20 protein-coding genes are annotated in these 24,828 nt (G+C 55.9%); 10 read left to right on the top strand and 10 right to left on the bottom strand.

Annotated elements, in window-relative coordinates; genetic code table 11:
* Nucleotides 1-461 precede the first annotated feature (461 nt).
* Together kduD and araE are read left to right on the top strand one after the other, a co-directional pair.
* Nucleotides 462-1,223, top strand: coding sequence for a 2-dehydro-3-deoxy-D-gluconate 5-dehydrogenase KduD (gene kduD / locus ROR01S_RS05280; protein ID WP_004867185.1), 762 nt, complete (start codon nt 462-464; stop codon nt 1,221-1,223).
* Between the two features lie 376 nt (nt 1,224-1,599).
* Nucleotides 1,600-3,018, top strand: a complete 1,419-nt coding sequence (gene araE / locus ROR01S_RS05275; RefSeq protein WP_004867182.1) for an arabinose-proton symporter AraE — start codon at nt 1,600-1,602, stop codon at nt 3,016-3,018.
* Here araE and ROR01S_RS05270 read toward each other — a convergent pair whose 3' ends face one another.
* Entirely contained in the window at nt 3,019-4,014 is a 996-nt protein-coding gene (locus ROR01S_RS05270) for a LacI family DNA-binding transcriptional regulator (protein ID WP_004867180.1), read from the bottom strand.
* Nucleotides 4,015-4,259: 245 nt separating this feature from the next.
* Here ROR01S_RS05270 and ROR01S_RS05265 point away from each other — a divergent pair, with 245 nt between their 5' ends.
* The 3 genes from ROR01S_RS05265 to ROR01S_RS05255 all read left to right on the top strand — a co-directional run bounded on the left by ROR01S_RS05265 (nt 4,260) and on the right by ROR01S_RS05255 (nt 8,536).
* Nucleotides 4,260-5,501, top strand: coding sequence for an MFS transporter (locus ROR01S_RS05265; protein WP_004867177.1), 1,242 nt, complete (start codon nt 4,260-4,262; stop codon nt 5,499-5,501).
* An 18-nt stretch (nt 5,502-5,519) separates the two neighbouring features.
* On the top strand, nt 5,520-6,953 hold the full coding sequence (locus ROR01S_RS05260) for a glycoside hydrolase family 32 protein (RefSeq protein WP_004867174.1): 1,434 nt from the start codon (nt 5,520-5,522) through the stop codon (nt 6,951-6,953).
* A gap of 239 nt (nt 6,954-7,192) precedes the next feature.
* Nucleotides 7,193-8,536, top strand: a complete 1,344-nt coding sequence (locus ROR01S_RS05255) for a carbohydrate porin (RefSeq protein ID WP_054829046.1) — start codon at nt 7,193-7,195, stop codon at nt 8,534-8,536.
* Nucleotides 8,537-8,648: 112 nt separating this feature from the next.
* On the opposite strand, the gene ROR01S_RS05250 is transcribed toward ROR01S_RS05255, so the two are convergent.
* The 6 genes from ROR01S_RS05250 to ROR01S_RS05225 all read right to left on the bottom strand — a co-directional run bounded on the left by ROR01S_RS05250 (nt 8,649) and on the right by ROR01S_RS05225 (nt 14,886).
* The gene (locus ROR01S_RS05250; protein ID WP_064359175.1) at nt 8,649-9,776 is read right to left on the bottom strand and encodes an oligogalacturonate lyase family protein; all 1,128 of its coding nucleotides are present in this window, start codon (nt 9,774-9,776) and stop codon (nt 8,649-8,651) included.
* Nucleotides 9,777-9,840: 64 nt separating this feature from the next.
* Nucleotides 9,841-11,127 (bottom strand): ABC transporter substrate-binding protein, encoded by a 1,287-nt coding sequence (locus ROR01S_RS05245; RefSeq protein WP_015585833.1) that lies wholly within the window; start codon nt 11,125-11,127, stop codon nt 9,841-9,843.
* A 16-nt stretch (nt 11,128-11,143) separates the two neighbouring features.
* Nucleotides 11,144-12,271: an ABC transporter ATP-binding protein gene (locus tag ROR01S_RS05240; protein ID WP_004867159.1), complete on the bottom strand. Its 1,128-nt coding sequence runs from the start codon at nt 12,269-12,271 to the stop codon at nt 11,144-11,146.
* 12 nt (nt 12,272-12,283) lie between these two features.
* Nucleotides 12,284-13,186 carry a carbohydrate ABC transporter permease gene (locus ROR01S_RS05235; RefSeq protein WP_004867156.1) on the bottom strand — a complete coding sequence of 301 codons (903 nt, stop codon included), beginning with the start codon at nt 13,184-13,186 and terminating at the stop codon, nt 12,284-12,286.
* Complete coding sequence (locus ROR01S_RS05230) at nt 13,179-14,069, bottom strand: carbohydrate ABC transporter permease (RefSeq protein WP_004115132.1); 891 nt, start codon at nt 14,067-14,069, stop codon at nt 13,179-13,181. Before ROR01S_RS05230 ends, ROR01S_RS05235 begins: the two co-directional genes overlap by 8 nt.
* Before the next feature lie 496 nt (nt 14,070-14,565).
* Nucleotides 14,566-14,886 (bottom strand): cupin domain-containing protein, encoded by a 321-nt coding sequence (locus tag ROR01S_RS05225; protein ID WP_004867153.1) that lies wholly within the window; start codon nt 14,884-14,886, stop codon nt 14,566-14,568.
* Nucleotides 14,887-15,025: 139 nt separating this feature from the next.
* Here ROR01S_RS05225 and ROR01S_RS05220 point away from each other — a divergent pair, with 139 nt between their 5' ends.
* On the top strand, nt 15,026-15,718 hold the full coding sequence (locus ROR01S_RS05220) for an aspartate/glutamate racemase (protein WP_004867150.1): 693 nt from the start codon (nt 15,026-15,028) through the stop codon (nt 15,716-15,718).
* Here the strand turns inward: ROR01S_RS05220 and ROR01S_RS05215 are convergent.
* Nucleotides 15,705-16,631 carry a LysR family transcriptional regulator gene (locus ROR01S_RS05215; protein ID WP_004867147.1) on the bottom strand — a complete coding sequence of 309 codons (927 nt, stop codon included), beginning with the start codon at nt 16,629-16,631 and terminating at the stop codon, nt 15,705-15,707. The two genes, ROR01S_RS05220 and ROR01S_RS05215, sit on opposite strands and share 14 nt — an antisense overlap.
* A gap of 134 nt (nt 16,632-16,765) precedes the next feature.
* On the opposite strand from ROR01S_RS05215, the gene lysA reads away from it, so the two are divergent.
* Complete coding sequence (gene lysA, locus ROR01S_RS05210; protein WP_064359174.1) at nt 16,766-18,028, top strand: diaminopimelate decarboxylase; 1,263 nt, start codon at nt 16,766-16,768, stop codon at nt 18,026-18,028.
* On the opposite strand, the gene ROR01S_RS05205 is transcribed toward lysA, so the two are convergent.
* Entirely contained in the window at nt 18,025-19,023 is a 999-nt protein-coding gene (locus ROR01S_RS05205; RefSeq protein WP_160873358.1) for a LacI family DNA-binding transcriptional regulator, read from the bottom strand. The two genes, lysA and ROR01S_RS05205, sit on opposite strands and share 4 nt — an antisense overlap.
* A gap of 219 nt (nt 19,024-19,242) precedes the next feature.
* Here ROR01S_RS05205 and ROR01S_RS05200 point away from each other — a divergent pair, with 219 nt between their 5' ends.
* Entirely contained in the window at nt 19,243-19,722 is a 480-nt protein-coding gene (locus tag ROR01S_RS05200; protein WP_004867136.1) for a GNAT family N-acetyltransferase, read from the top strand.
* Here ROR01S_RS05200 and galR read toward each other — a convergent pair.
* Nucleotides 19,683-20,699, bottom strand: coding sequence for an HTH-type transcriptional regulator GalR (gene galR / locus ROR01S_RS05195; protein WP_004867133.1), 1,017 nt, complete (start codon nt 20,697-20,699; stop codon nt 19,683-19,685). The genes ROR01S_RS05200 and galR overlap by 40 nt on opposite strands.
* Before the next feature lie 705 nt (nt 20,700-21,404).
* On the opposite strand from galR, the gene aas reads away from it, so the two are divergent.
* Together aas and lplT are read left to right on the top strand one after the other, a co-directional pair.
* A complete protein-coding gene (aas, locus tag ROR01S_RS05190; protein WP_064359173.1) occupies nt 21,405-23,564 on the top strand; it encodes a bifunctional acyl-ACP--phospholipid O-acyltransferase/long-chain-fatty-acid--ACP ligase in 2,160 nt (719 codons plus the stop codon).
* Nucleotides 23,557-24,753, top strand: a complete 1,197-nt coding sequence (gene lplT, locus ROR01S_RS05185; protein ID WP_015585838.1) for a lysophospholipid transporter LplT — start codon at nt 23,557-23,559, stop codon at nt 24,751-24,753. The genes aas and lplT overlap by 8 nt, the downstream gene beginning before the upstream one ends.
* Nucleotides 24,754-24,828: the final 75 nt, after the last annotated feature.

The following is a 24,828-nucleotide window of genomic DNA, read 5'->3' as shown; positions in this document are numbered from 1 at the left end:
TGGGTGTTAATTTATCAAAACATTGTTTCATTATTTGTGATGGTGAGCGCAATTCACTATAAAATGTTGCGCTGGATCGCGGTTTTTCTGCTCTTTCAGCTGGCGTCTCGGGGCGATCTTTGTTTTCATGCCCGCTTTTTACGTTTTACTGTCATTTTTCAAAGTTGAATTAACTCATTGTATTTTATTGTTTTTATATCTTTTTTTTGCATCGCTTCGTGATCGGTTCTGCATTTCTGATAAATAGAACGCGAAAATATGAAACATCGTTTTAATAAAAATTGAAAACAGATTTCCTCAGGGGTAAGATGTCGACACTAGTAAAACGAAACTGTGTTTTATTTTTAAGGTGGGTAATACCCAGAGCGTTTTCCCTGGCGTAAGCAACCGTGAGGGATGCGGATCGGACAAATAGAACCTTGCCTGTGTTGTACGGGCTCTGAAAGACTAAGGAACAAAGTATGATACTCGATGCATTCTCTTTACAGGGTAAAGTGGCTGTTGTCACCGGCTGTGATACCGGGCTGGGTCAGGGTATGGCGCTCGGTCTGGCCGAAGCGGGCTGCGATATTGTCGGCATTAATATTGTTGAGCCGGTGGAAACGATTGAGCGTGTTACCGCGCTGGGACGTCGTTTCCTGAGCCTGACCGCCGATTTGCGCCAGATTGACGGTATTCCTCAACTGCTTGAGCGTGCGGTTGCCGAATTCGGTCATATCGATATTCTGGTCAACAACGCCGGTTTGATTCGTCGTCAGGATGCCCTTGAATTCAGCGAGAAAGACTGGGATGACGTGATGGATCTGAACATCAAGACCGTGTTCTTTATGTCCCAGGCGGCGGCGAAGCATTTTATTGCCCAGGGTAACGGCGGCAAGATTATCAACATCGCGTCGATGCTCTCTTTCCAGGGCGGTATTCGCGTACCGTCCTACACCGCATCAAAAAGTGGTGTGATGGGGGTGACCCGTCTGCTGGCGAACGAGTGGGCGAAGTACAACATCAACGTCAACGCGATTGCGCCGGGCTATATGGCGACCAACAACACCCAGCAGCTGCGTTCCGATGAACAGCGCAGCGCGGAAATTCTTGACCGCATTCCTGCCGGACGCTGGGGCTTACCGGACGATCTGAAAGGGCCGGTGGTCTTCCTCTCCTCCAGCGCATCGGATTACATTAACGGCTACACCGTGGCGGTCGATGGCGGCTGGCTGGCGCGCTAAGCTCGCGCGGCGACAGGCGATAAACCCTGCTTTGATGGCAGGGTTTTTTTTTGCCTGGCGGTAGACCATGTCACTTCACCATCCGGCAATCGGCGCAACAGTGATGAAAGATGAACATTAATTATCCATATTGATATGGCGCTGAATTTGAAGATCGTCCATATCATTTCGTCGCGATTTCCCGCTGTTAGCCAATGGATAAAAGGAATGAATAAAAGGAGATTGATGAAACGGCAATAATAGAAAGTTGAATGTCCATCACAAAACAAGTCCTGCCAGCAATTTAATCCATATCTTTGACGTCTCCTCCCTGACACTTTATCGCGCCGATCGCGTACTTTCACTGCACGTTTTACTTTGCTCAGGCAGGAAAAAAATGACCTCAATCAGTGACGGCACGACGGTCCTGGCGCGTAGCCAGCGTGATACCCGACGCATGAACCAGTTTGTCTCTATTGCCGCTGCGGTGGCTGGATTGCTTTTTGGCCTCGATATTGGGGTGATTGCCGGGGCGCTGCCCTTTATTACCGACCACTTTGTCTTATCCAGCCGGCTGCAGGAGTGGGTGGTCAGCAGCATGATGCTAGGGGCGGCGGTTGGCGCGCTGTTCAACGGCTGGCTCTCCTTCCGACTGGGACGTAAATACAGTCTGATGGTGGGGGCGGTATTGTTTGTGGCCGGGTCGGTCGGATCGGCGTTTGCCGCGAGCGTCGAAATGCTGCTGGCGGCAAGGATTATTCTCGGTATCGCCGTGGGGATCGCCTCGTATACCGCGCCGCTGTATCTTTCTGAAATGGCGAGTGAAAACGTGCGCGGCAAGATGATCAGTATGTATCAGCTGATGGTGACGCTGGGGATCGTCATGGCGTTCCTGTCCGATACCGCGTTCAGCTACAGCGGCAACTGGCGGGCGATGCTGGGCGTGCTGGCGCTGCCGGCGCTTCTGCTGATCGTTCTGGTGATTTTCCTGCCAAACAGCCCGCGCTGGCTGGCTGAAAAGGGGCGCCACGTTGAAGCGGAAGAGGTGCTGCGTATGCTGCGCGATACCTCGGAAAAAGCCCGTGATGAGCTCAATGAAATCCGCGAAAGCCTGAAGCTTAAGCAAGGCGGCTGGGCGCTGTTTAAGATCAATCGTAACGTCCGCCGCGCGGTATTCCTTGGCATGCTGTTGCAGGCGATGCAGCAATTTACCGGGATGAATATCATCATGTACTACGCGCCGCGTATTTTTAAAATGGCCGGCTTCACCACCACCGAGCAGCAGATGATTGCCACGCTGGTGGTCGGCCTGACCTTTATGTTTGCGACCTTTATCGCGGTCTTTACCGTCGATAAAGCGGGGCGTAAACCGGCGCTGAAAATCGGCTTTAGCGTGATGGCTATCGGAACGCTGGTGCTGGGCTACTGCCTGATGCAGTTTGATAACGGCACCGCCTCCAGCGGCCTGTCCTGGCTTTCCGTCGGCATGACCATGATGTGCATTGCAGGCTATGCGATGAGCGCCGCGCCGGTGGTGTGGATCCTGTGTTCGGAAATTCAGCCGCTGAAATGCCGCGACTTTGGCATCACCTGTTCAACCACCACCAACTGGGTGTCAAACATGATTATCGGCGCCACCTTCCTGACGCTGCTGGATACGATTGGCGCGGCGGGGACTTTCTGGCTCTATACCGCGCTGAACGTGGCGTTTATCGGCGTGACGTTCTGGCTGATTCCGGAAACCAAAAACGTCACGCTCGAACACATCGAGCGCCGACTGATGTCCGGCGAAAAGCTGCGCAATATCGGTAATTAATCATAGGGATGCCCTTGGCAGCCACGGACTGGCTACGCGTACCGTTTCCCGATGGCTATCGCCGTGAATAATATGCAGGGCGCTCAGGCGCCCGATATCATAGTGCGGCAGCTGCACCGTCGACAGCGGCGGTAAAAACAGATCGCCAATGCCGACCATATTATCGTAGCCCACCACCGCAACGTCCTGCGGAATCCGCAATCCCTGCGCCAGCAGCGTCTGATAGACCATAAAGGCGATACGATCGTTGCCGCAGATAACCGAATCGAACGACGGTTTTCCCTGACGGAGATGGGCCTGCACCACGGCGGGAATATCATGGTAGTGCTTATCGCCGTAGGCCATATAGCTGTGCACCAACGTATCCGGGTCGATATCGGCTTCGCGGCAGGCGCGCTCCAGCCCCTGGCGGCGGCGCACGGTGGCGAGATGGTTGGCCGGGAGATGCAAACAGAGCGGGTTACGATAGCCTGCGGCGAGCAGCGCTTTGACCGCAGCGTACTGACCCTGCTCATCATCAGGAATATAGCTGGCGACCGGGTCGTTAAGACTTTCGCAGTTGGCAAGGACGCAGGGTAGCGTCAGCAGCTTGGCGGGAACGGGTACCTGGCGCAGCCCCATGGTGGTGTAGATGATACCGTCAGGACGGTGGGAAAGCAGCAGGTCGACGATGGTTTCCGGGCTATCATCGGAAAACATATTCACCACGAAGCTGTTCCAGCCGTGCGCGCGGGCGGTCTCTTCAATAGACAACGCGATCTCAACCGAAAACGGCGTGGTGACGGTATCCAGCGCCAGTACGCCAATGGTATTCGGCGTGGCGCGCGCGCCGCGTATTTTCTTGGCAGACAGGTCAGGGACGTAGTTGGTCTGCTCAATCGCAGACTGAACGCGAGCCAGCGTTTCGGGTTTCAGACGTTCCGGGTTGTTCAGCGCCCGTGAAACCGTCATCAGAGATACGTTTGCCAGTTTTGCCACATCTTTCAAAGATGCCATATTTCACACTCCACCGTTGCCGCCATGCAACAGGCTATACAACTAAGTTGCTGATGTAAAAGGATCATACGATATTCTATCGTATGCCGTGTTGTCTCAGTGGGTCGGATTATTTGATCGCGATCTCACCCTCGTTATGTTAACGTTAACTTTTGTGATTAACATCATGTATCTCGGCAAAACGGCATGATTTATGTTTTTTGTTAACGTTACCATTGCGTGCATTACCCCTACACGAGAATGTCATGATGAAAGCCCATCACTCTCACAGCTATCCGTTACTCAGCGCCTTACTGTTTTTCTTTTTTGTCACCTGGTCCTCTTCCGGCTCATTGCTCTCTATCTGGTTGCACCAGGAAGTCGGGCTCAAGGCGGGGGATACCGGGATCATCTACGCCGTGCTTTCCGTATCAGCGCTGTTTGCCCAGGTGTGCTACGGCTTTATTCAGGACAAGCTTGGGCTGCGTAAAAACCTGCTCTGGTATATCACCGTGCTACTGATTCTCTCCGGGCCGGCCTACCTGCTGTTTGGCTATTTGCTGAAAATAAACGTACTGCTCGGCAGTATCTTTGGCGGGATCTATATCGGCTTAACCTTTAACGGCGGCATCGGAGTACTCGAATCCTATACCGAACGCGTCGCGCGCCAGAGCCAGTTTGAGTTTGGTCGGGCGCGTATGTGGGGATCGCTGGGTTGGGCGGTGGCGACCTTTTTTGCCGGACTGCTGTTTAACATCAATCCGAAACTTAACTTTGCGGTCGCCAGCTGTTCCGGCCTGGTGTTCTTTGTTCTGCTGGCGCGACTGCGGGTCTCCTCCGCACCGCAGGCTATGCAGGAGGCCATCTCCGGCGGCAAAGTGACGCTGGAGGATGCGCTGCGTCTGCTGACCCTGCCGCGCTTCTGGGCGCTGGTCTTTTTTGTCGTCGGGACCTGCATTTACGGCGTCTACGACCAACAGTTCCCGGTCTACTTTTCCTCGCAGTTCGCCACCCTGCAGGAAGGGAACGCGATGTACGGCTACCTGAATTCTTTCCAGGTGTTCCTCGAAGCGGCCGGGATGTTCTGCGCGCCGTGGCTGGTTAACCGTATTGGCGCGAAAAACGGCCTGATTTTCGCCGGGATGGTCATGGCATTACGTATGGTGGCCTCCGGGCTGGTGGAAGGGCCGCTGCTGATTTCCATCACCAAACTGCTCCATGCGGTGGAGCTGCCGGTACTGCTGGTCGCCATCTTTAAATACAACAGCCTGAACTTTGATAAACGTCTCTCTTCCACGCTGTACCTGGTGGGCTTTGCCTGCACCAGCTCGGTGATTGCCACGGTGCTGTCGCCGCTGGCGGGCTACAGCTACGAGAAATACGGCTTCGCCCAGTCCTATCTGATTATGGGACTGCTGGTGTTCTGCACCACCTTTATCTCCATTTTCTTGTTGCGATCCAGTCGCTCATCTTCGGATCCGATGATGTCGCAACCCTCCGCTATCTGAATGAAAAGAGTGAAGAATATGATGTACACCGTTGCTAACGCTGAACAGGAACTGCAGGCGAAACGCGAGACGTTAAACCTGCGCTGGTACCCACGCTACCATCTCGCCGCTCGTGCGGGCTGGATCAACGATCCCAATGGTCTGGTCTGGTTTGACGGCTGGTATCACGCCTTTTATCAGCACCATCCTTACTCCACGCAGTGGGGGCCGATGCACTGGGGTCATGCGCGCAGCAAGGATTTAGTCCATTGGGAACACCTGCCGGTGGCGCTGGCGCCGGAAGGGCCGGAGGATAAAGATGGCTGCTTCTCCGGCTCGGCCGTGGTGGACGGCGATACGCTGGCACTGATCTATACCGGGCATAAATTCCACGGCGATCCCAGCGACGAAGAGAACCTCTATCAGGTGCAGTGTCTGGCCACCAGTCGCGACGGCATTCATTTTGAACGCCAGGGCATGGTGCTGGATACCCCGCCGGGCCTGCACCACTTCCGCGACCCGAAAGTGTGGCGCGAAGGGGATAGCTGGTACATGATCGTCGGTGCCCGCGTCGGTGATACCGGCCAGGTGCGGTTGTATCGATCCGCCGATCTGCGCCAGTGGCATGACGAAGGGATCCTTGATGAAGCCGAAGATAAGATGGGCTACATGTGGGAATGCCCCGACTTCTTCACGCTCGGCGGCAAGCGAGTACTGATGTTTTCACCGCAGGGGATGGCGGCACAGGGCTATCAGAACCGCAATTTATTCCAGAGCGGCTATCTGCTCGGCGACTGGCAGCCCGGGCAGCCGTTTGTCCGGGAAGGTGAATTTGTTGAGATGGACCATGGCCATGATTTTTATGCCCCGCAGAGTTTCCTGACGCCCGACGGTCGCCGCATCGTTATCGGCTGGCTGGACATGTGGGAGTCACCGCTGCCGGAACAGCAGGACGGCTGGGCTGGCATGCTCTCTCTGCCGCGTGAGCTGACGCTGAGCGCCGATAATCGTCTGCAGATGCGTCCGGCGAAAGAGGTGGAGTGCCTGCGCAGAGCCTGGTTCCCGTGGCCGGTCAGCACGCTGAAAAACCAACGGTCGCTGATGGCGGAAAACGGTGAGGCGATGGAGGTGATCCTGCACTGGGACTGCGCAGGCAGTACGGCAGAACAGTATGGACTGAGCTTCGGCGAGGGGCTGCGGGTCTACGTTGATGCGCAGATGCAACGCCTGGTGCTGGAGCGGAACTACCCGCAGTACGGTCTGTGCGGCACGCGCAGCGTACCGTTGCACGAGGGGGCCGATCTGAAACTGCGGGTATTCTTCGATAGCTCTTCCGTTGAAGTGTTTGTTAATGACGGAGAGGCCTGTCTTAGTAGCCGTATATATCCGGATGCCGCTCGCCGTGAATTATCTTTATTTGCCTGGAACGGTTTGGCGTCTTTAACTGAAGCAGGAGCCTGGCAGCTGGAATAAATTTTATTGCATGGTCGTTAATAACCCGTCTTCGACGATGGGCGGGTTATTATTGTCATTATCGTCGTGCTTTGCCCATAAATAAAAATACCCGTCATACTTCAAGTTACATGTGCGTTGGCTTTCCTCGCGCCCCCGTCACTTACGCGAGTAAGCGCCAGGGGACTCACTGCGTCGCCGCCTGCCTGTCACTTGAATTATTGAGGGTAAAAAACTTCATTTTAATAAAGGGTTTTCCGATGAATAAAATCTGGGTCGGGTGTGTTCTGACGTCTTTATTTACCCCTCTGGCTAATGCACAGGCGCCGTTATCCCTTGAGGAGCGGCTGGCGCAAATGGAGCAACGACTAAAGGCGACCGAACAGCGGGCGGCCAGCGCGGAGGCGGAAATCCGGGCGCTGAAAGGCCAGGAAACGCCAGCGACGGTGGTCAGCGCCGCACCGGCTAAACCGACTTTACAGCTTAATGATTATGGCGAATTAAAATTCTATGGCGACGTTGAGTTTAATATGGACGGTGCCAGCCGTACCGGTAGCCTGACGTCGGTGAAAACCAGCGCGAATAAAAACTGGGCGCCGGGAGATAAAGAACGCTGGGATATTAACGGGCGCATTCTTCTGGGCTTTGATGGATTACGCAAGGGGGCTAACGGAAAATATGCCGGGTTCAGCGTGCAGCCGCTGGCGGATATGAATGGAAAAATGAATCTCGATGATGCGGCCTTTTTCTTTGGACAGGAGCATGACTGGAAAATTAAAATCGGCCGCTTTGAGGCCTACGATATGTTCCCGCTGAATCAGGATACCTTTATTGAATATTCCGGTAATACGGCCAACGATCTGTATAGCGACGGCTACGGCTATATCTATATGATGAAAGAGGGACGCGGGCGCAGCAGCAGCGGCGGCAGCTTCCTGCTCAGTAAAAATATCGATAACTGGTATTTTGAGGTGAATACGCTGGTGGAGGACGGCAGCTCGCTGTTTGTCGATCGGAACTATCACGGCAACGCGCTGGATAACCGTAAAAACGTGGTGTACGTGCGTCCGGTCGCGGCCTGGCAGTCCGGCGCCTGGTCGGTGGCGGCGGCAATGGAGAGCAACCTCGTTAATAACGCTTACGGCTATGAAAAAACGGGGGGAGGCTGGGTCGACCAGTCAAATCGTACCGGTTACGGGATGACCATGAGCTGGAACACGCTGAAAACCGATGCCGAAAATGGGGCCGCGGTGAATCTGAGTACCGCCTATCTTGATGCGGCGGATGAGAAAGATTTCAGCGCCGGTATCAACGCATTATGGCATCGTGTAGAGCTGGGCTATATCTATGCGCATAACAAAATCGACAAGTTCAATATGTCCGGCGTGAGCGCGGAGTGCGATGGCGACTGCGCGATTCTGACGCCGGGTCGCTATGATATCCACACCATTCATACGTCATGGCAACTGCCGAATATTATGGATATGCCGAACTTTAATATTTATCTCGGCGCGTATGCGTCATGGCTGGATTCATCGGCGGCGAAAAGCGGCAATACCGATGAACGCTACGGCGCGCGGGTACGGTTTAAATATTTCTTCTGACAGGTTTCCCCGGGGGGGCTCAAACGCCTTCCCCGGGGCTACCGGACCGCAGACGGCTGTGAACCTGGCGCCCGGCCAGGCACCGCGCGAGCCGGGGGAGGTTGCCGAATGACTACACCTCCGCCAGATACAGCGCCGGCATCCCTTCTTTATCGGAGGTAAACAGCACCCAGCGATCATCCGGCGAAAATGACGGATGCGGGTGGGTGACCTGACGATCGCCGTCGAGCACTTTCCAGCTGGAGTCGTGGCGACAAATGGCCCGCTGCGTACCGGACTGCACGTCAAATACCCAGATAAACGGATCGTTCAGCTGAATATCGCCGGTATGATGCGGTGCGCCATCGCCGACGACCAGCGAACCATCGTAGTTACTCATCAGGTGCGAGCAGGGAGGAATGGTCAGCAGCTGACGATTATCCAGGGTGGTGGGGTCGGCACGGTAGAGATAGCGATGCGGATCGTTTTCCCGGTGGGCGACGTAATAGAGCGCAGAGCCATCCGGCACCCAGAACTCATGGGTGAAACTCTCTCCCGGCTGGTGCTGGCGAACGTTGCGCATATTGCTGCCGTCAGCGTTGATAAGCCACATCCTGGCGTCGATAGCATCACGCGGTCCTTCGTGGCAGAACGCGATGGTCTGGTCATCAAACGGCCGGTAAATCGGATGGCCCAGCCAGCGTTTCTCCTGCAGGACAACGCGGCGCTCGCCGCTATGCAGGTCGATATTGATCAGGCGGCATTCGGGTTGGGTAAAATAAAAGGCGCGGAATTTACTCCAGTCGGTCAGTGGCCGCCAGTCGCTTTTTTTTATCTCGATGCCGACCAGTTTGCTGCAATCGCTGTTTGCCACCCAGGTACCATAGGCGACCCAGTCGTCATCCACTGTGTAAACCACCTGCTCTTCCCGCGTCGCCAGATCCACGCGGCGCAGCTGCCGATTGTTTTTCACATACCACAGCGTGCGGTCGTCGTCGGATAGAAAACCGCCGAAGGTATTATCGCCCGGCCCGTCGGTCAGCTGTATGGCCTGCTGCGCGGCCAGATCGAGTAAATAGTAGTTCCAGTGGCCCTCGAATCCGCCGCCGAAAATAAGTTTGCTGCCATCCCGGGTAAAGCACTTTTGATAGAAGTAGTTACGGTGGCAGATAACGTGCGGGGGCGTCATCCGGATCACCTGGCGGCCGGTTACGCTGTCTTCCGTGGTACGGAAATTCAGCGGGATGATTTTGCCTTTCATGACTCGCTCCTGACGAAAAAATGCCCCGCAGCCGAGGCTGCAGGGCAGAGAGAATGATCGACCGTTAGCGCATGGCGCGTTTCAGAATACGATCGGACTGGCGCTGGAAGTCGGCGGCCGTCTCTTCTACGCTTTTCTGTCCGTAGTCGATGTACTGCAGCGACGTGCCAAACTGGGCAACAATCTGCGGGTCATCAAAGTAAGGCGATACCGAGAGTTTTGTCGGCAGCGACTGCGCCAGCTTCAGCCCGGATACGGCCGGATCGTCGGTTTTGATCGTGCCGTCTTCGGTCAGGTATTTCACCGCCACTTTGCTTAACGGCACGCCGCGCTCAAGGCCCAGCGTATCCACGCCCTCTTTGCTGTTCAGCAGGAAGTTAATCACTTTCGCCGCCGCTTCCGGATTTTTCGTCGATTTGCCGATGGAGAGCATCTGCGCCGGTTTAAAGAACAGGCCGGCATCGGTGGCGCCCGGTAGCATCGGGTAGTCGCCCAGCGCCAGCTTCGCCGGCGGCTTCAGGTTGTCGGAGTATTTGTTGATGGTGGAGTTCCACATATATGTCCCCGCCCATTCGCCCTGAATCCACGGCTTCATCTCATACATGTTGCTCTTGCCGAACGAGGCATAGTATTTGGTGTCCGGCATCACGTGGCTGTCGATGAGCTTTTTGTACATCTGGAAGAATTCGACCCACTGTTCTTTGCTGTAGGAGAATTTCTTCGTTTTCTCGTCGATAGCCGGCTGGTTGTACTTCTGAATCATGTAAGAGTTCAGCAGCGCCAGGGTGTCCTGATGCTCCAGCACCACCGGGTAATACTGCTTACCCAGCTTGCTCTCAAAGGTTTTGCCCGCCGCCATCAGCTCATCCCAGGTTTTCGGGAAGGTGACGCCGGCTTTTTTCCAGGTTTCGTCGTTAAAGTAGAACACCCTGGCGGTAACGGAAATCGGGATACCGTTGAGTTTGCCATTGACCGTGGTGGACTGCAGCTCTTTGGCATCGAACTGGCTGAGGTCGATGACATCCTTCATTTTGTTCAGATCGTAGAAACCCTCACCGTTCTTCGAGAAGATCGGCAGCCAGTTCCAGTTTGTCTGCATCACGTCCGGCTCGGTTCCCCCGGCGATTTGGGTGGTCAGGCGCGAAAGATGGCCGTCCCAGCCGGTATATTCGGCTTTAACGTTGATGTCCGGATTCTGTTTATGAAACTCCTCCAGCGCTTTCAGGGTGACCTGATGGCGGCCGTTGCCGCCCCACCATGACATACGCAGATCGACATCCTTTGCCAGAGACGGTAACGCGGTAAGGCCCAGAGTGGCGGAGATTGCGGCGCTTAAAAGCACTTTTTTCATTTTAATACTCCAGTGATTACAGAGAGATATTCTGTTCGGTGGCGGCATCAAAGAGATGGCACTTATTCATGTCGAATTTGAACCACACCTTGCGATGCAACCCTTTTTCAATCATCGGCTTCGCTTCGTCAGAAGGGACGCGGGCGGTCAGTTCATAGTCGGCGACTTTCAGGTAGACGAAAAACTCGTGCCCCATGTTCTCGACCCGCACCATTTCGCCCGAGCAGCCGCCTTCGGCGAACGGTTCATCGGCGATGGCGACAAACTCCGGGCGGACGCCGTAGAACAGCGGCTGGTTTTTATGGCTGGCGACTTTATCCTGCAGGGCTGCGCTTAACGGCAGCAGCTCATCGCCGATAGTCAGGTGCAGGCGCCCGGCCTGTTCAACCAGTTTGCTGGGGCGAATATTCATCTCCGGGGCGCCGATAAAGCCGGCCACGAACATGTTTTTCGGTTTGTGATACAGGTTGTCCGGAGTATCGACCTGCATGATATGCCCGAGCTTCATGACGCAGATCCGATCGCCCATGGTCATCGCTTCGGTCTGGTCGTGGGTGACGTACACGGTGGTCGCCGGCTTGCCGGATTTCTTCAGCTGCTTGTGCAGATCGGAAATGCGGATACGCATCGAGGCGCGCAGCTTGGCATCAAGGTTAGAGAGCGGTTCATCAAACAGGAACACATCCGGTTTTTTGACAATCGCGCGGCCAACCGCCACGCGCTGGGCCTGACCGCCGGAAAGCTGGCGCGGCAGACGGTCGAGCAGCTCTTCCAGCTCGAGGATTTTGGCCGCTTCGTTAACCTGGGCATCAATCTGATCTTTCGGCAGCTTGCTCAGCTTGAGACCAAAAGCCAGATTCTCACGCACCGTCATGTGTGGGTAGAGCGCATAGTTCTGGAACACCATCGCAATACCGCGTGATTTTGGCGCGAGGTTGTTGACGATCTTCTCGCCGATACGCACTTCGCCGCCGCTGATGGTTTCCAGTCCCGCCAGCATACGCAGGGTGGTGGATTTCGCACAGCCGGATGGCCCGACGATCACCATAAACTCCCCGTCCGCGATTTTCAGGTCGATAGCATGTACCGCTTTGAAGCCGTTGGAGTAAACTTTTTCCAGTTTGTTGAAAATAACTTCAGCCATGATATTTCCCTCTTAACCTTTGATTCCGCTGCTGGTAACGCCCTGTACGAAGTAGCGTTGTGCCAGGAAGAACACGATGATGGATGGCAGAATGGAGATACTCGCCATTGCCAGAATTTCGTTCCACGGAGCGCCTTCCGTGACGTCGATGGACATTTTCAGCGCCAGTGCGATCGGATATTTATCCACGCTGTAGACGTAAATCAGCGGGCCGATAAAGTCGTTCATTGACCACATAAACTGGAACAGCGCCACCGAGATAATCGCCGGTTTCAGGATCGGCACCACCACGTACCACAGCACCTGAATAGAGTTACAGCCGTCGATCTGCGCCGCCTCTTCCATATCGCGCGGTACGCCGCGCAGGAACTGGATCAGCATGAAGACGAAGAATCCCTGGGTGGCGAAAGCCAGCGGCAGATACAGCGGCAGATAGCTGTTCAGCATGCCCATTTCACGGAACATCAGGTACTGCGGGATAAGCAGGACGGTGCTCGGCAGCAGCATGGTGGTGATGAGCGTGGCGAACCAGAATTTCTTCCACGGGATTTCGAAGCGGGCAAAGCCGTAGGCCACGATAGTGGAGGAGATAATGGTCAGCAGGACTTTCGGGATCACATACTTAAAGGTGTTCAGCATGTAGTGCCCGAAGTTGTACTCGGTGCCGGTTTTCCAGCCGTTAATAAAGCCGTCCCAGGTCGCGTGGGCCGGCCACAGGCTCAGGGTGGTGAAAATCTCATGGTTCGGTTTGAACGACGCCGAGAACATCCACACCAGCGGGTAAAGCATCAGCAGGCCGACGAACAGCAGGATGACATAACGGATTGTCCGGCTGACTTTTTCGCGGCGCAGGGTGCGGGCAACTTCGCGCTCCGCAATTTCCATTGCCGGGGTGATTTGTTGAATATCAGCCATTTTTGCCTCCTTTATCGGCGGAGTAGAACACCCAATATTTCGATGACTTAAAGGCGATGGCGGCAAAGACCGCAACCACCAGGAACAGCACCCACGCCAGCGCCGCGCCGTACCCCATATCGAAGTACTTAAAGGCGGTGTCGTAGATATAGAGCGAGAACAGATAGGTGGAGTAGGTTGGGCCGCCGCCGGTGATGACGTACGGACCGGTAAACTCCTGGAACGCCTGGGTGGTCTGCATAATAAAGTTGAAGAAGATGACCGGCGTAATCAGCGGCACGGTGACCTTCATAAACATCTGCCACTTCGAGGCGCCGTCGATCATCGCCGCTTCATACTGTGACTGCGGGACGTTTTGCAACGCGGCGAGGAAGATGACCATCGCCGAACCAAACTGCCAGACGCGCAGCAGAGTGACGGACATCAGCGCCAGCGACGGCTCGCCGAGCCAGTTCACCGGGTCGAATCCCAGCACGCCGATAAAGCTGTTCAGCAGGCCGTCGATAGCAAACAGCGCGCGCCACAGGACGGCAATCGCGACCGAGCTACCGAGAATCGACGGAATGTAATAAGCGGTGCGGAAAAAGCCGATACCGCGCAGCTTAAAGTTGAGGACAAATGCAATACCCAGTGCGAAAGCCAGTTTTAACGGAATCGTTAAAAAGACGTAGGCAAAGGTCACGCCCATGGATTTCCAGAAGAGGCCATCTTCGGTCAACATGTAGCGATAGTTTTCAATGCCGTTAAACACCGGCGGGCTCATCAAATCGTACTCAGTGAAACTGAGAAAGAAAGATGAAACAAAGGGAAAAGCGGTAAAGACTATCAGCCCGATGATATAGGGCGATATCCATGCCAATCCCAACATCTTGTTTTCATTCATACATACCTACCTGGCTTACGAGTTTGTAAAACGGATTCGGTGTCGTGGTTTTCTGCGCCCGGTCGCGGCCAGAAAGTGAATCGGTATCGGGTGTATCAGCTGGCGTTGGCTTCCTTTTTTAACTTTGTGTTTGTTATGGGCTTTTGCTCGCAGCGTCCCTGCTGAGCCTGAATGTTTCGGTTTTTACTTGCCCGGTGATTCAGTTTTATAAAACGCCGTTTTAATTTTATTTTATTGCGATTTATTACAGAGTCATTCGATTCATAGCGGAAGTGTGATCGAAGTCGAAACGATGTTTCAAAAAATGAGATGGCGAGCGTTCTCCAGAGCTGACAGGTGTCTGGAGATAGTGCCGAAGAAGGGATCTTGTGCAGGGATGAGCAAGATAAGTGGCAGGCTAATCATTTTGCTGTTACATATTTTTTAACAAATTATTCTGGCGGAAAGGAAGGGTGGGGAAAGGGGGCATCACGAATATGCCCCTGGGAAGCGTGGTTTACAGGAAATCCTCACGAACGGGAGTAAAGGTATCCAGCAGGGTGCCAGGCTTCAGACAGATGCAGCCGTGCATAATATGCGGTTTTTTGTAGAGCGTATCTCCGGCGCGCACCACGCGTTTCTCTTCTCCGATGGTGAACTCAAATTCGCCGGATAGCACATAGGTCAACTGTTCGTGAGGGTGATTATGCATTGGACCGATGGCTCCGGCGTCGAAATTGACCTCTACGGCCATCATGTTGCCACCGTGCGCAAGAATACGACGGGTCACGCCATTGCCCAGATCTTCAAGGGTGGTCTCGTTATGAAAAATAAACATCCGGCAGTCCTGTAGTTAAGTGAAACAATGTTTCATTTAATTTATCGCAGAATCGTCGGGAAAGAAACGATCGACAAGAGAAGTGGAAAGTTGATCACAAGTTTGTTTCACTGGAGCAAAGCATAACCAGGAGCGGATGATGAAAACGATTGGCCTGTTGGGCGGCATGAGCTGGGAATCCACCATTCCCTATTACCGTTTGATCAACGAAGGTATCAAAGCACATTTAGGCGGCCTGCATTCGGCGAGTCTGCTGCTGCACAGCGTCGATTTCCATGAGATCGAAGCCTGCCAGTCCGCAGGAGACTGGGATCGCGCCGGCGAGATGCTGGCGCAGGCGGCAGTTGGCCTGCAGCAGGCGGGGGCGGAAGGGATTGTTCTGTGTACCAACACGATGCATAAAGTGGCGCAGGCCATCGAAACGCGCTGTGAGGTGCCGTTCCTGCATATCGCCGATGCCACCGGGCGGGCGATTACCGCCAAAGGCCAAAAGCGGGTTGCCCTGCTTGGAACGCGCTATACCATGGAGCAGGATTTTTATCGTGGGCGCCTGCAGGCGCAGTTTGCTATTGAGACGCTGATTCCGGAAGCTGACGATCGCGAACGCATTAACCGGATTATTTTTGATGAGCTGTGCCTGGGCGCGTTTAATGACGACTCCCGCGATTATTACCTGCAGGTGATTGACGCGCTGGCGGAGCAGGGCGCAGAAGGGGTCATTTTCGGCTGTACCGAGATTGGCCTGCTGGTGCCGGTGGAGAGCAGCCCGCTGCCGGTGTTCGATACCGCCGCGATTCACGCCGCGGACGCGGTGACGTTTATGCTCTCTTAAGCATCGCGTCCAGCGGACCCTGAATCCGCGGCAGGCTCCCCTGCAGGTGCTGAATAAATGTCTCGACCAGCGCCGAGCCCGGGCGGTGCAGCGGGCGGATCAGGCTGACGGTGAACGGTACGTCGACGCTAAAGCGGCGCACCGCCACGCCGCTTTCGCCATAGTCGAGGGCGGTCAGCGGGTTGACGACTGAGATCCCGACGCCTGCCCGCACCATCGCACAAACAGAGGCCGCGCTGTGGGTCTCCACCACCATCCGGCGCTTCACCTGATGCTCGGCAAACAGGGCATCAAGCAGCTGACGATAGCTGTCGGTGCGCGACAGGCTGATATAGTTTTCACCGTGGAAATCGGCCGGAGTCAGCTCCTGCTTGCTGGCAAGCGGGTGGCTCTGCGGCAGCACGCAGACCTCGTTGAGCGTTAACAGCGGCGTGCGTTCGGTCCCGGCGGGCGTGTGCAGGGTTTCCGTCAGGCCGAGATCGTGACGTTGGGCGGAGAGCCACTCCTCCAGCAGGGGGGACTCTTGCGGCACAATCTGCAGGCTGACCTCGGGATAGCGCGCCAGAAAGGGCTGCAGCAGCAGCGGCAAAAACGACTGAGAAAACACCGGCAGGCAGGCGACAGACAGTTCGCCCTGACGGAACTCTCGCAGGCTCTCGGCGGCGCTGACGATACGGTCCAGTCCGTACCAGGAGCGCTGAACCTCTTCAAACAGCCGCAACCCCTGCACCGTCGGCTGCAAACGCCCGCGGGTGCGTTCAAACAGCTTCAGCCCGATCACCTTTTCAAAGCGCGCCAGCTCGCGACTGACGGTCGGCTGAGAGGTATTCAGCAGACGCGCCGCCTCGGTGAGGTTGCCGGTGGTCATCACCGCATGGAAGATTTCAATATGGCGTAAATTGACGGCAGGCATGGCGGCTCTCGGCGGATGGACGGTATCCATATCATTTTTGCATAGAGTTACGATAAAACGATATTTTTTATTCTCTTCAGGCTATGGCGTAATCATAAAAAAACGCGCACAACACAATAACGCCGGAGTTCACTATGCCACGCTCGCTTTACGCTACCGATACCGACCTGACTGCCGAGAACCTGCTCCGTCTGCCTGCCGAGTTTGGCTGCCCGGTGTGGGTCTATGACGCGCAGATTATCCGCCGCCAGATAGCCCAGCTCAGCCAGTTCGACGTGGTGCGTTTTGCCCAGAAGGCCTGCTCCAATATCCATATTTTGCGTCTGATGCGTGAGCAGGGCGTTAAGGTGGACTCCGTCTCCCTCGGGGAGATTGAACGTGCGCTGGCGGCGGGGTATGACCCGCAGCAGCACCCGGAAGATATCGTTTTTACCGCCGACCTGATTGACGAGGCGACGCCGGAGCGCGTCAAGGCCCTGCAGATTCCGGTTAATGCCGGTTCAGTCGATATGCTGAGCCAGCTGGGGGAAGTCTCTCCAGGCCATCGCGTCTGGCTGCGCGTCAACCCGGGATTTGGTCACGGCCACAGCCAAAAAACCAACACCGGCGGCGAAAACAGCAAACACGGGATCTGGTACAGCCATCTGCCGGCGGCGCTGGAAGTGATGCGTCGCTATCAGCTCCAGCTGGTGGGGATCCACATGCATATTGGCTCCGGGGTTGATTATGGCCACCTGGAACAGGTTTGCGGCGCGATGGTGCGTCAGGTGGTTGAGTTTGGGCAGGATCTGCAGGCGATCTCCGCCGGCGGCGGACTGTCGATCCCTTATCACGAAGGTGAAGAGGCGATCGATACCGATCACTACTACGGCTTGTGGAACGCCGCGCGCGAGCAGATCGCCCGACATCTCGGCCATCCGGTGAAGCTGGAAATCGAACCGGGTCGCTTCCTGATGGCCGAATCCGGGGTGCTGGTCTCTCAGGTACGTAGCGTCAAAGAGATGGGAAGCCGCCACTTTGTCCTGATTGATGCCGGTTTTAACGATCTGATGCGTCCGTCAATGTACGGCAGCTATCACCATATTACCGCTCTGGCGGCGGATGGCCGCAACCTGAGCGCCGCACCGCTTATCGACACCGTCGTGGCCGGGCCGCTGTGCGAATCGGGCGACGTCTTTACTCAGCAGGAAGGGGGCAAGGTGGAGACGCGTTTGCTGCCTGAAGTCGCGCCGGGAGATTATCTGGTGCTGCATGATACGGGGGCTTATGGCGCGTCAATGTCCTCAAACTACAATAGCCGTCCGCTGCTGCCGGAAGTGCTGTTCGACAACGGCAGCGCACGGCTGATCCGTCGTCGGCAGACGATTCAGGAGCTGCTGGCCTTAGAGCTGTTCTAAAAATATGGCCCCGTCGTTACCGACTCACGCAATACCAGCGTACCGGTGAACGGCGGGATCGTTTCGATCGGCTGGTCGTTGGCGAGCTTGATCGCCTGATCGATCGCGGTGGTGATCATATTATCGATCGGCAGATAGACCGTCGACAGGCCGGGTTCCAGCCATTTTGCGCTCGGGGCATCGTCGAAGCCGAACAGCGAAACGTCCTGCGGGATCCGCAGCCCCGCCTGATGCAGCGCTTTTGAGGCGCCCAGCGCCATATCATCGTTACATGAAAACAGCGCGCTGAACGTTGTTTTCTCATCAAGCAGCTCGCGGCACAGCTCATAGCCGCGGGTCATCGTCGAATCACCGTATTTAACTTTCGCCGGATCCCACGCGATACCATGCTTTTTCAGGGCCTTGCGGTATCCCTGCAGACGGGCTTTGCCCGTGGGGGTATGCATCGGCACGGTCATGCAGGCGATATCCCGGTGCCCTTGCGTAATCAGATAATTGACCGCCTGAAAGGCCGCATCTTCCTGCTCGAAGAACACGCAGCGTTCCCGCGCCAGGCTGACGTCGCGGTTAATCACCACCAGCGGCATATCGATGGATTCGATCAGCGACATGATCTTCTTTTCGCTCATGTGGCGGGTATAGAGAATGATTGCGTCGCACTGGCGGTCGGCGAGCATCTGCACCGCTTCTTCTTCGCGTTCCGGAGCATCGTGGCCGTCGGTGACGATTAGCTGTTTTCCCCAGGCTTCCGTCTGGCGTGAAGCCTGTTGTAGCAGGCGGCCAAAATAGAAACCATCGAAGGTAGAAACCACCAGTCCGATACTGTTGCTGGTGCGGTTCGCCAACGAACGGGCGAGAAAGTTTGGCCGGTATCCCAGCTCTTCCATCGCTTTGAATACCTGTTGGCGGGTGCTCTCTTTTACCTGACCTGTGCCGTTCAACACGCGGGAAACCGTCGCTTTAGAGACGCCTGCGCGAATTGAGACATCCAGCATTGTAGCCATTCATCGATTCCTGATTTCACGTGATAAGCCGCAGTTTATCACAGACATTCAGAGGGATATGCGCTCAACCGGGCGCAAAGAACTATCGCGATCACGCTTTTTGCAGGAAGTGTCCGCAAAATGGCGCTTCCACGCGTTGAGGTCCTCGCCACCGGTCGCTGCGGGCGCGGTATACTGGCAGCCAGAGGATTTTTCAGCAGGGGATCGGTTATGCATATTCAGCCCTTATACGCCGCGCCGCAGCACGCCGAACAGGTGGCGATGTGGCTCTGGCAGGCCTTTGGCGGCGAAACGCTGCCGCTGCCTTTTTTTGCGACTCTCGTTGCCCACAGCCAGACGCCGGAGGCGCTGCCGCTCACCTTTATCGCCGTCGAGGGGGAGACGCTTGTAGGGACGGTGGGGCTGTGGCGCTGCGACTTAATCAGCCGTCAGGATCTGTTCCCGTGGATGGCGGCGCTGTACGTCGCCCCGGATGCGCGCGGACGGGGAATCGCGGGACAGCTGCAACAGCATGTGATCGACTATGCCCGCCGGCTTGGGCACCCGCAGCTGTATCTCTACTCCGCCTGCCGCGATTTTTATGAGCGTTTTGGCTGGCAGTATATTGGTGAAGGGCTGGATTACCCGGCCACCGCCGTCAGCCTGTATCGTTACGACTTATCGCTTTCCGATGGCGCCATTACCGAGTGACGGCGAACCAGCGTCGGGCTGAATAAATGGGTGATTTCAGGCGCCGGGCGCTGATCCGCCAGCGCCAGCGCCAGTTCGGCGGCCTGGGTTGCCATGGTGACGATGGGATAACGCACCGTCGTCAGGCGCGGGCGAACGTAGCGAGAGATCAGCACATCATCGAAGCCAATCAGCGAAATCTCGCGCGGGACGTCGATACCATTATCATTCAGCACCCCCATCGCACCGGCGGCCATCGAGTCGTTATAGCAGGCGACAGCGGTAAAATTCCTGCCGCGTCCCAGGAGTTCGGTGATGGCCTGTTCGCCGCCGCTTTCATCAGGTTCGGCAAAGGTCACCAGCCGATCGTTACAGGGCAGACCGCTCTCCGTTAACGCTGCGTAATAGCCTTGCAGGCGATCTTCAGCATCAGAAATCGCGTGGTTGGAACAGAGGTAGCCGATACGGGTATGCCCCTGTTGGATCAGATGACGGGTCGCCAGCCAGGCGCCGTAGCGGTCGTCCAGGGCGACACAACGCTGTTCAAAACCCGCCAGAATACGGTTGATCAGCACCATGCCGGGGATCTGTTTCATCAACCCGGCGAGCTCGTCGTCAGGGATCATTTTCGCGTGCACCACCAGCGCAGCGCAGCGATGGCGGATAAGCTGCTCAATTGCCTGGCGCTCTTTTTTAATGCTGTGATACCCGTTGCCGATCAGCAAAAAGTTACCGGTGTTGTAGGCCACCTGCTCGACGGCTTTGACCATAGCGCCGAAGAAAGGATCGGACACGTCGCCCACCACCAGACCGACGGTTTCCGTCGACTGCTGCGCCAGCGCGCGCGCATTTGCATTGGGATGATAATTGAGCGTTTCCATCGCCGCAGTCACCGACTGGCGCGAGGTTTCACTGGCTTTGGGGGAGTTGTTGATCACGCGGGATACGGTAGCGACGGACACTCCAGCGAGTCGGGCTACATCCTTAATTGTCGCCATACCAGACCTTTTATAGGGTAAGCGTTTACATACCGGTTATGTTACGGGAAAGTGCGGCAGATTCAAGGCTGGAGGCGCCTGGCTTCGCGCAAATGTGATGCAGATTTGCCTTCATGGTGAAAAAGTTACACCGCGACAAGCGCAGGGACGCAGACGAATGAAACGGCGGCGGGAACATTCACACCTTTGCTTACACTTTGCGATTAGCTGTTGCGAATGTTCGCTGGTTTATCCGTTCATTGCATTGATATTCTGGCTATCCCAGAGGTATTGATAGGTGGAGCTAACGTTACGTTGGCCACTCTAATTACACCAGCCTGCGCAGATGCGCAGGTTTTTTTTTGCCCGCAGGCGGAAGATGTCGCGTTCCGCTCCCGTGAAACGCTCTCGCCCCCGCAGCAGATCCCCCTCTTCCTGTCCACCGCTCGCCGCTGTTACAGATAGCGAAAATGGCAATAACTGGTTGCACTTAGGTTTATTCCCTTGCGTTTTATCGCTGGTGCGGCAGGGGCAAAAAACCTGACAATCAGGGTCCCAGAGGTATTGATAGGTGAGTTTTTAAGTACGCGTTTCGTACTGATTATCTTGCACCGGCCTGCGCAGATGCGCAGGTTTTTTTTCTGCCAAACATTCTTCCTCGCACTGCTTTCAACCGCCTTCTCGTGTAACCTGCAATGACTTAATAACCGGTCACATGGAGTTGTTATGCTGTTGGCATTTTTCAGGCTATTGTTCAAAGGGTTGTATCGGGTCAGAGTGACCGGCGACACGCAGTCCTTGCAACAACAAAAGGTGTTGATCACCCCGAATCACGTCTCTTTCCTCGATGGGATCTTGCTAGCCTTATTCCTGCCCGTCCGACCGGTCTTTGCGGTGTACAGTTCTATCAGCCAGCGCTGGTTTATGCGCGTGCTGACGCCGCTGATCGATTTTGTCCCGCTCGACCCGACGAAACCGATGTCGATAAAACACCTGGTGCGGTTGATTGAACAGGGGCGTCCGGTGGTTATTTTCCCGGAAGGGCGTATCTCGGTCAGCGGTTCGCTGATGAAAATCTATGACGGGGCGGCGTTTGTGGCTGCAAAGTCGCAGGCCACCATTATCCCACTACGTATCGAAGGCGCGGAGCTGACCCCGTTTAGTCGTCTCAAGGGGCTGGTCAAACGTCGTCTGTTCCCTCGGATCCAGCTGCATTTGCTGCCGCCAACTCGCATTGAAATGCCTCAGGCTCCCCGCGCCCGCGATCGCCGCAAAATTGCCGGGGAAATGCTGCACCAGATCATGATGGAAGCGCGCATGGCGGTGCGTCCACGGGAAACGCTGTATGAATCGCTGCTGGCGGCGCAGGATCGGTTCGGCGCACGAAAACCCTGTGTGGAAGACATTAACTTTCAACCCGATACCTATCGCAAACTGCTGACCAAAACCCTCTTTGTGGCGCGCATCCTCGAAAAATACAGTGCTCAGGGTGAAAAAATCGGCCTGATGTTACCCAACGCCGGCATCAGCGCGGCGGTCATTTTTGGCGCTATTGCCCGCGGGCGTATTCCGGCGATGATGAACTACACCGCCGGGGTTAAAGGGCTGAGTAGCGCGATTAGCGCCGCGGAAATCAAGACGATTTTTACCTCCCGTACCTTCCTTGATAAAGGCAAACTCTGGCATCTGCCGGAGCAGCTTACTCAGGTGCGTTGGGTCTTTCTTGAAGACCTGAAAGGCGACGTTACGACCGGCGATAAGCTGTGGATCTTCGGCCATCTGCTGGCGCCGAAACTGGCGCAGGTCAAACAGCAGCCGGAAGATGCGGCGATTATCCTCTTCACCTCCGGTTCCGAAGGCAACCCGAAAGGGGTCGTGCATAGTCATAAAAGTCTTCTGGCCAACGTCGAGCAGATTAAAACCATTGCCGACTTTACAGCCAACGACCGTTTTATGTCGGCGCTGCCGCTGTTCCACTCCTTTGGGCTGACGGTCGGCCTGCTGACCCCGCTGTTTACCGGTGCAGAAGTGTTCCTCTATCCCAGCCCGCTGCATTACCGCGTGGTGCCGGAACTGGTTTACGACCGCAACTGTACAGTGCTGTTTGGGACCTCGACCTTCCTCGCGAACTACGCGCGCTTTGCCAACCCGTACGATTTCTATCGGCTTCGCTACGTGGTCGCCGGGGCGGAAAAGCTTCAGGAGAGCACAAAGCAACTGTGGCAGGATAAGTTTGGCCTGCGCATTCTCGAAGGCTATGGCGTCACCGAATGTGCGCCGGTGGTATCGATTAACGTTCCGATGGCGGCGAAGGTGGGCACCGTCGGGCGTATTCTGCCGGGGATGGATGCGCGCCTGCTGGCGATGCCGGGTATTGAAGAGGGCGGCCGCCTGCAGTTAAAAGGGCCGAACATCATGAACGGCTATCTGCGGGTGGAGAACCCGGGCGTGCTGGAAGCGCCGACGGCGGAAAATCAGCATGGCGAAATGGAAAGCGGCTGGTACGACACCGGGGATATCGTCACCTTTGACGAGCAGGGCTACGTGCGCATTCAGGGACGTGCTAAGCGCTTCGCGAAAATCGCCGGTGAAATGGTGTCACTGGAAATGGTTGAGCAGGTTGCTCTGGGCGTCTCACCTGACAAGATGCATGCCACGGCGATTAAACAAGATGCTGGTAAAGGCGAGGCGCTGGTGCTGTTTACCACCGATAATGAACTGAACCGTGAAAAACTGCTGCGCTACGCCCGTGAACATGGTGTACCGGAGCTGGCGGTACCGCGCGACATTCGCTGGCTGAAGCAGCTGCCGGTTCTCGGCAGCGGCAAGCCGGACTTTGTCACCCTTAAAAGTATGGTTGAGCAGATGGAAGATTCTGATGAGTGAGTCAGTACACACTAACACCTCGCTGTACTCAAAAGGAATGATGGCGGTCATCTGCGCCCAGTTCCTCTCGGCATTTGGCGATAATGCCCTGCTGTTTGCCACGCTGGCGCTGATGAAGCAGCAGTTCTATCCGGACTGGAGCCAGCCGGTGATGCAGATGTTGTTTGTAGGTGCTTACATACTATTTGCGCCGTTTGTCGGCCAGTTTGCCGACAGCTTTGCCAAAGGGCGAGTGATGATGGTCGCCAACGGCATGAAGCTGGTTGGCGCAGGCTGCATCTGTTTTGGTTTGAACCCGTTTATCGGCTATACCCTGGTGGGGATGGGGGCGGCGGCCTATTCGCCGGCCAAATACGGCATTCTTGGCGAGCTGACCACCGGAGATAAGTTAGTGAAAGCTAACGGCTTGATGGAGTCGTCGACCATTGCGGCGATTTTGCTGGGATCGATGGCCGGCGGCATTCTGGCCGACTGGCATGTGCTGGCCGCGCTGGCCATCTGCGCGCTGGTGTACGGCGGGGCGGTGATCGCCAACCTGTGGATCCCGAAGCTGCCGGCGGCGCGTCCCGGTCAGTCATGGCGTTTTACGCCGATGACCCACAGCTTTTTTAGCGCTTGTAAGACACTCTGGCGGAATGGCGAAACACGTTTCTCCCTGATGGGAACCAGCCTGTTCTGGGGCGCCGGCGTGACGCTGCGTTTCCTGCTGGTGCTGTGGGTTCCGGCGGCGCTTGGCATCACCAGTAACGCCATGCCGACCTATCTCAATGCGATGGTCGCCGTCGGGATCGTGTTGGGCGCCGGCGCGGCGGCCAGGCTGGTCACCCTACAAACCGTCTCTCGCTGTATGCCTGCCGGGATTTTAATCGGCGTCGCGGTGATCCTCTTCGCCGTACAGCACGCTCTGTTACCGGCATTTGCTCTGCTGCTGCTGCTCGGTATCTTTGGCGGCTTCTTTATTGTGCCGCTCAATGCGCTGCTGCAGGAGCGCGGGAAGCATACCGTTGGCGCAGGTAATGCGATTGCAGTGCAGAATCTCGGCGAAAACGTGGCCATGCTGCTGATGCTGGGGCTCTATTCGCTGGCGGTGAGAATCGGTATTCCGGTAGTTGGCGTCGGGATTGGCTTTGGCGCGGTGTTTGCACTGGCGATCGCCGCGCTGTGGCTGTGGGGCCGACGTCAGTCGTAGCTCGCGTCGGCCGTTTACGGCGTCACCTGCGGATCCCCGGCTCGCATCAGGCCAGCCGGGCGATGGCTTCGTCTC

The sequence above is a fragment of the Klebsiella ornithinolytica NBRC 105727 = ATCC 31898 genome, assembly GCF_001598295.1.
In the GTDB taxonomy this organism is placed as follows: Bacteria; Pseudomonadota; Gammaproteobacteria; order Enterobacterales; family Enterobacteriaceae; genus Klebsiella; species Klebsiella ornithinolytica.
Note: the sequence above shows the minus strand (reverse complement) of the source record. Positions and strands in the feature narration are given on the sequence as shown.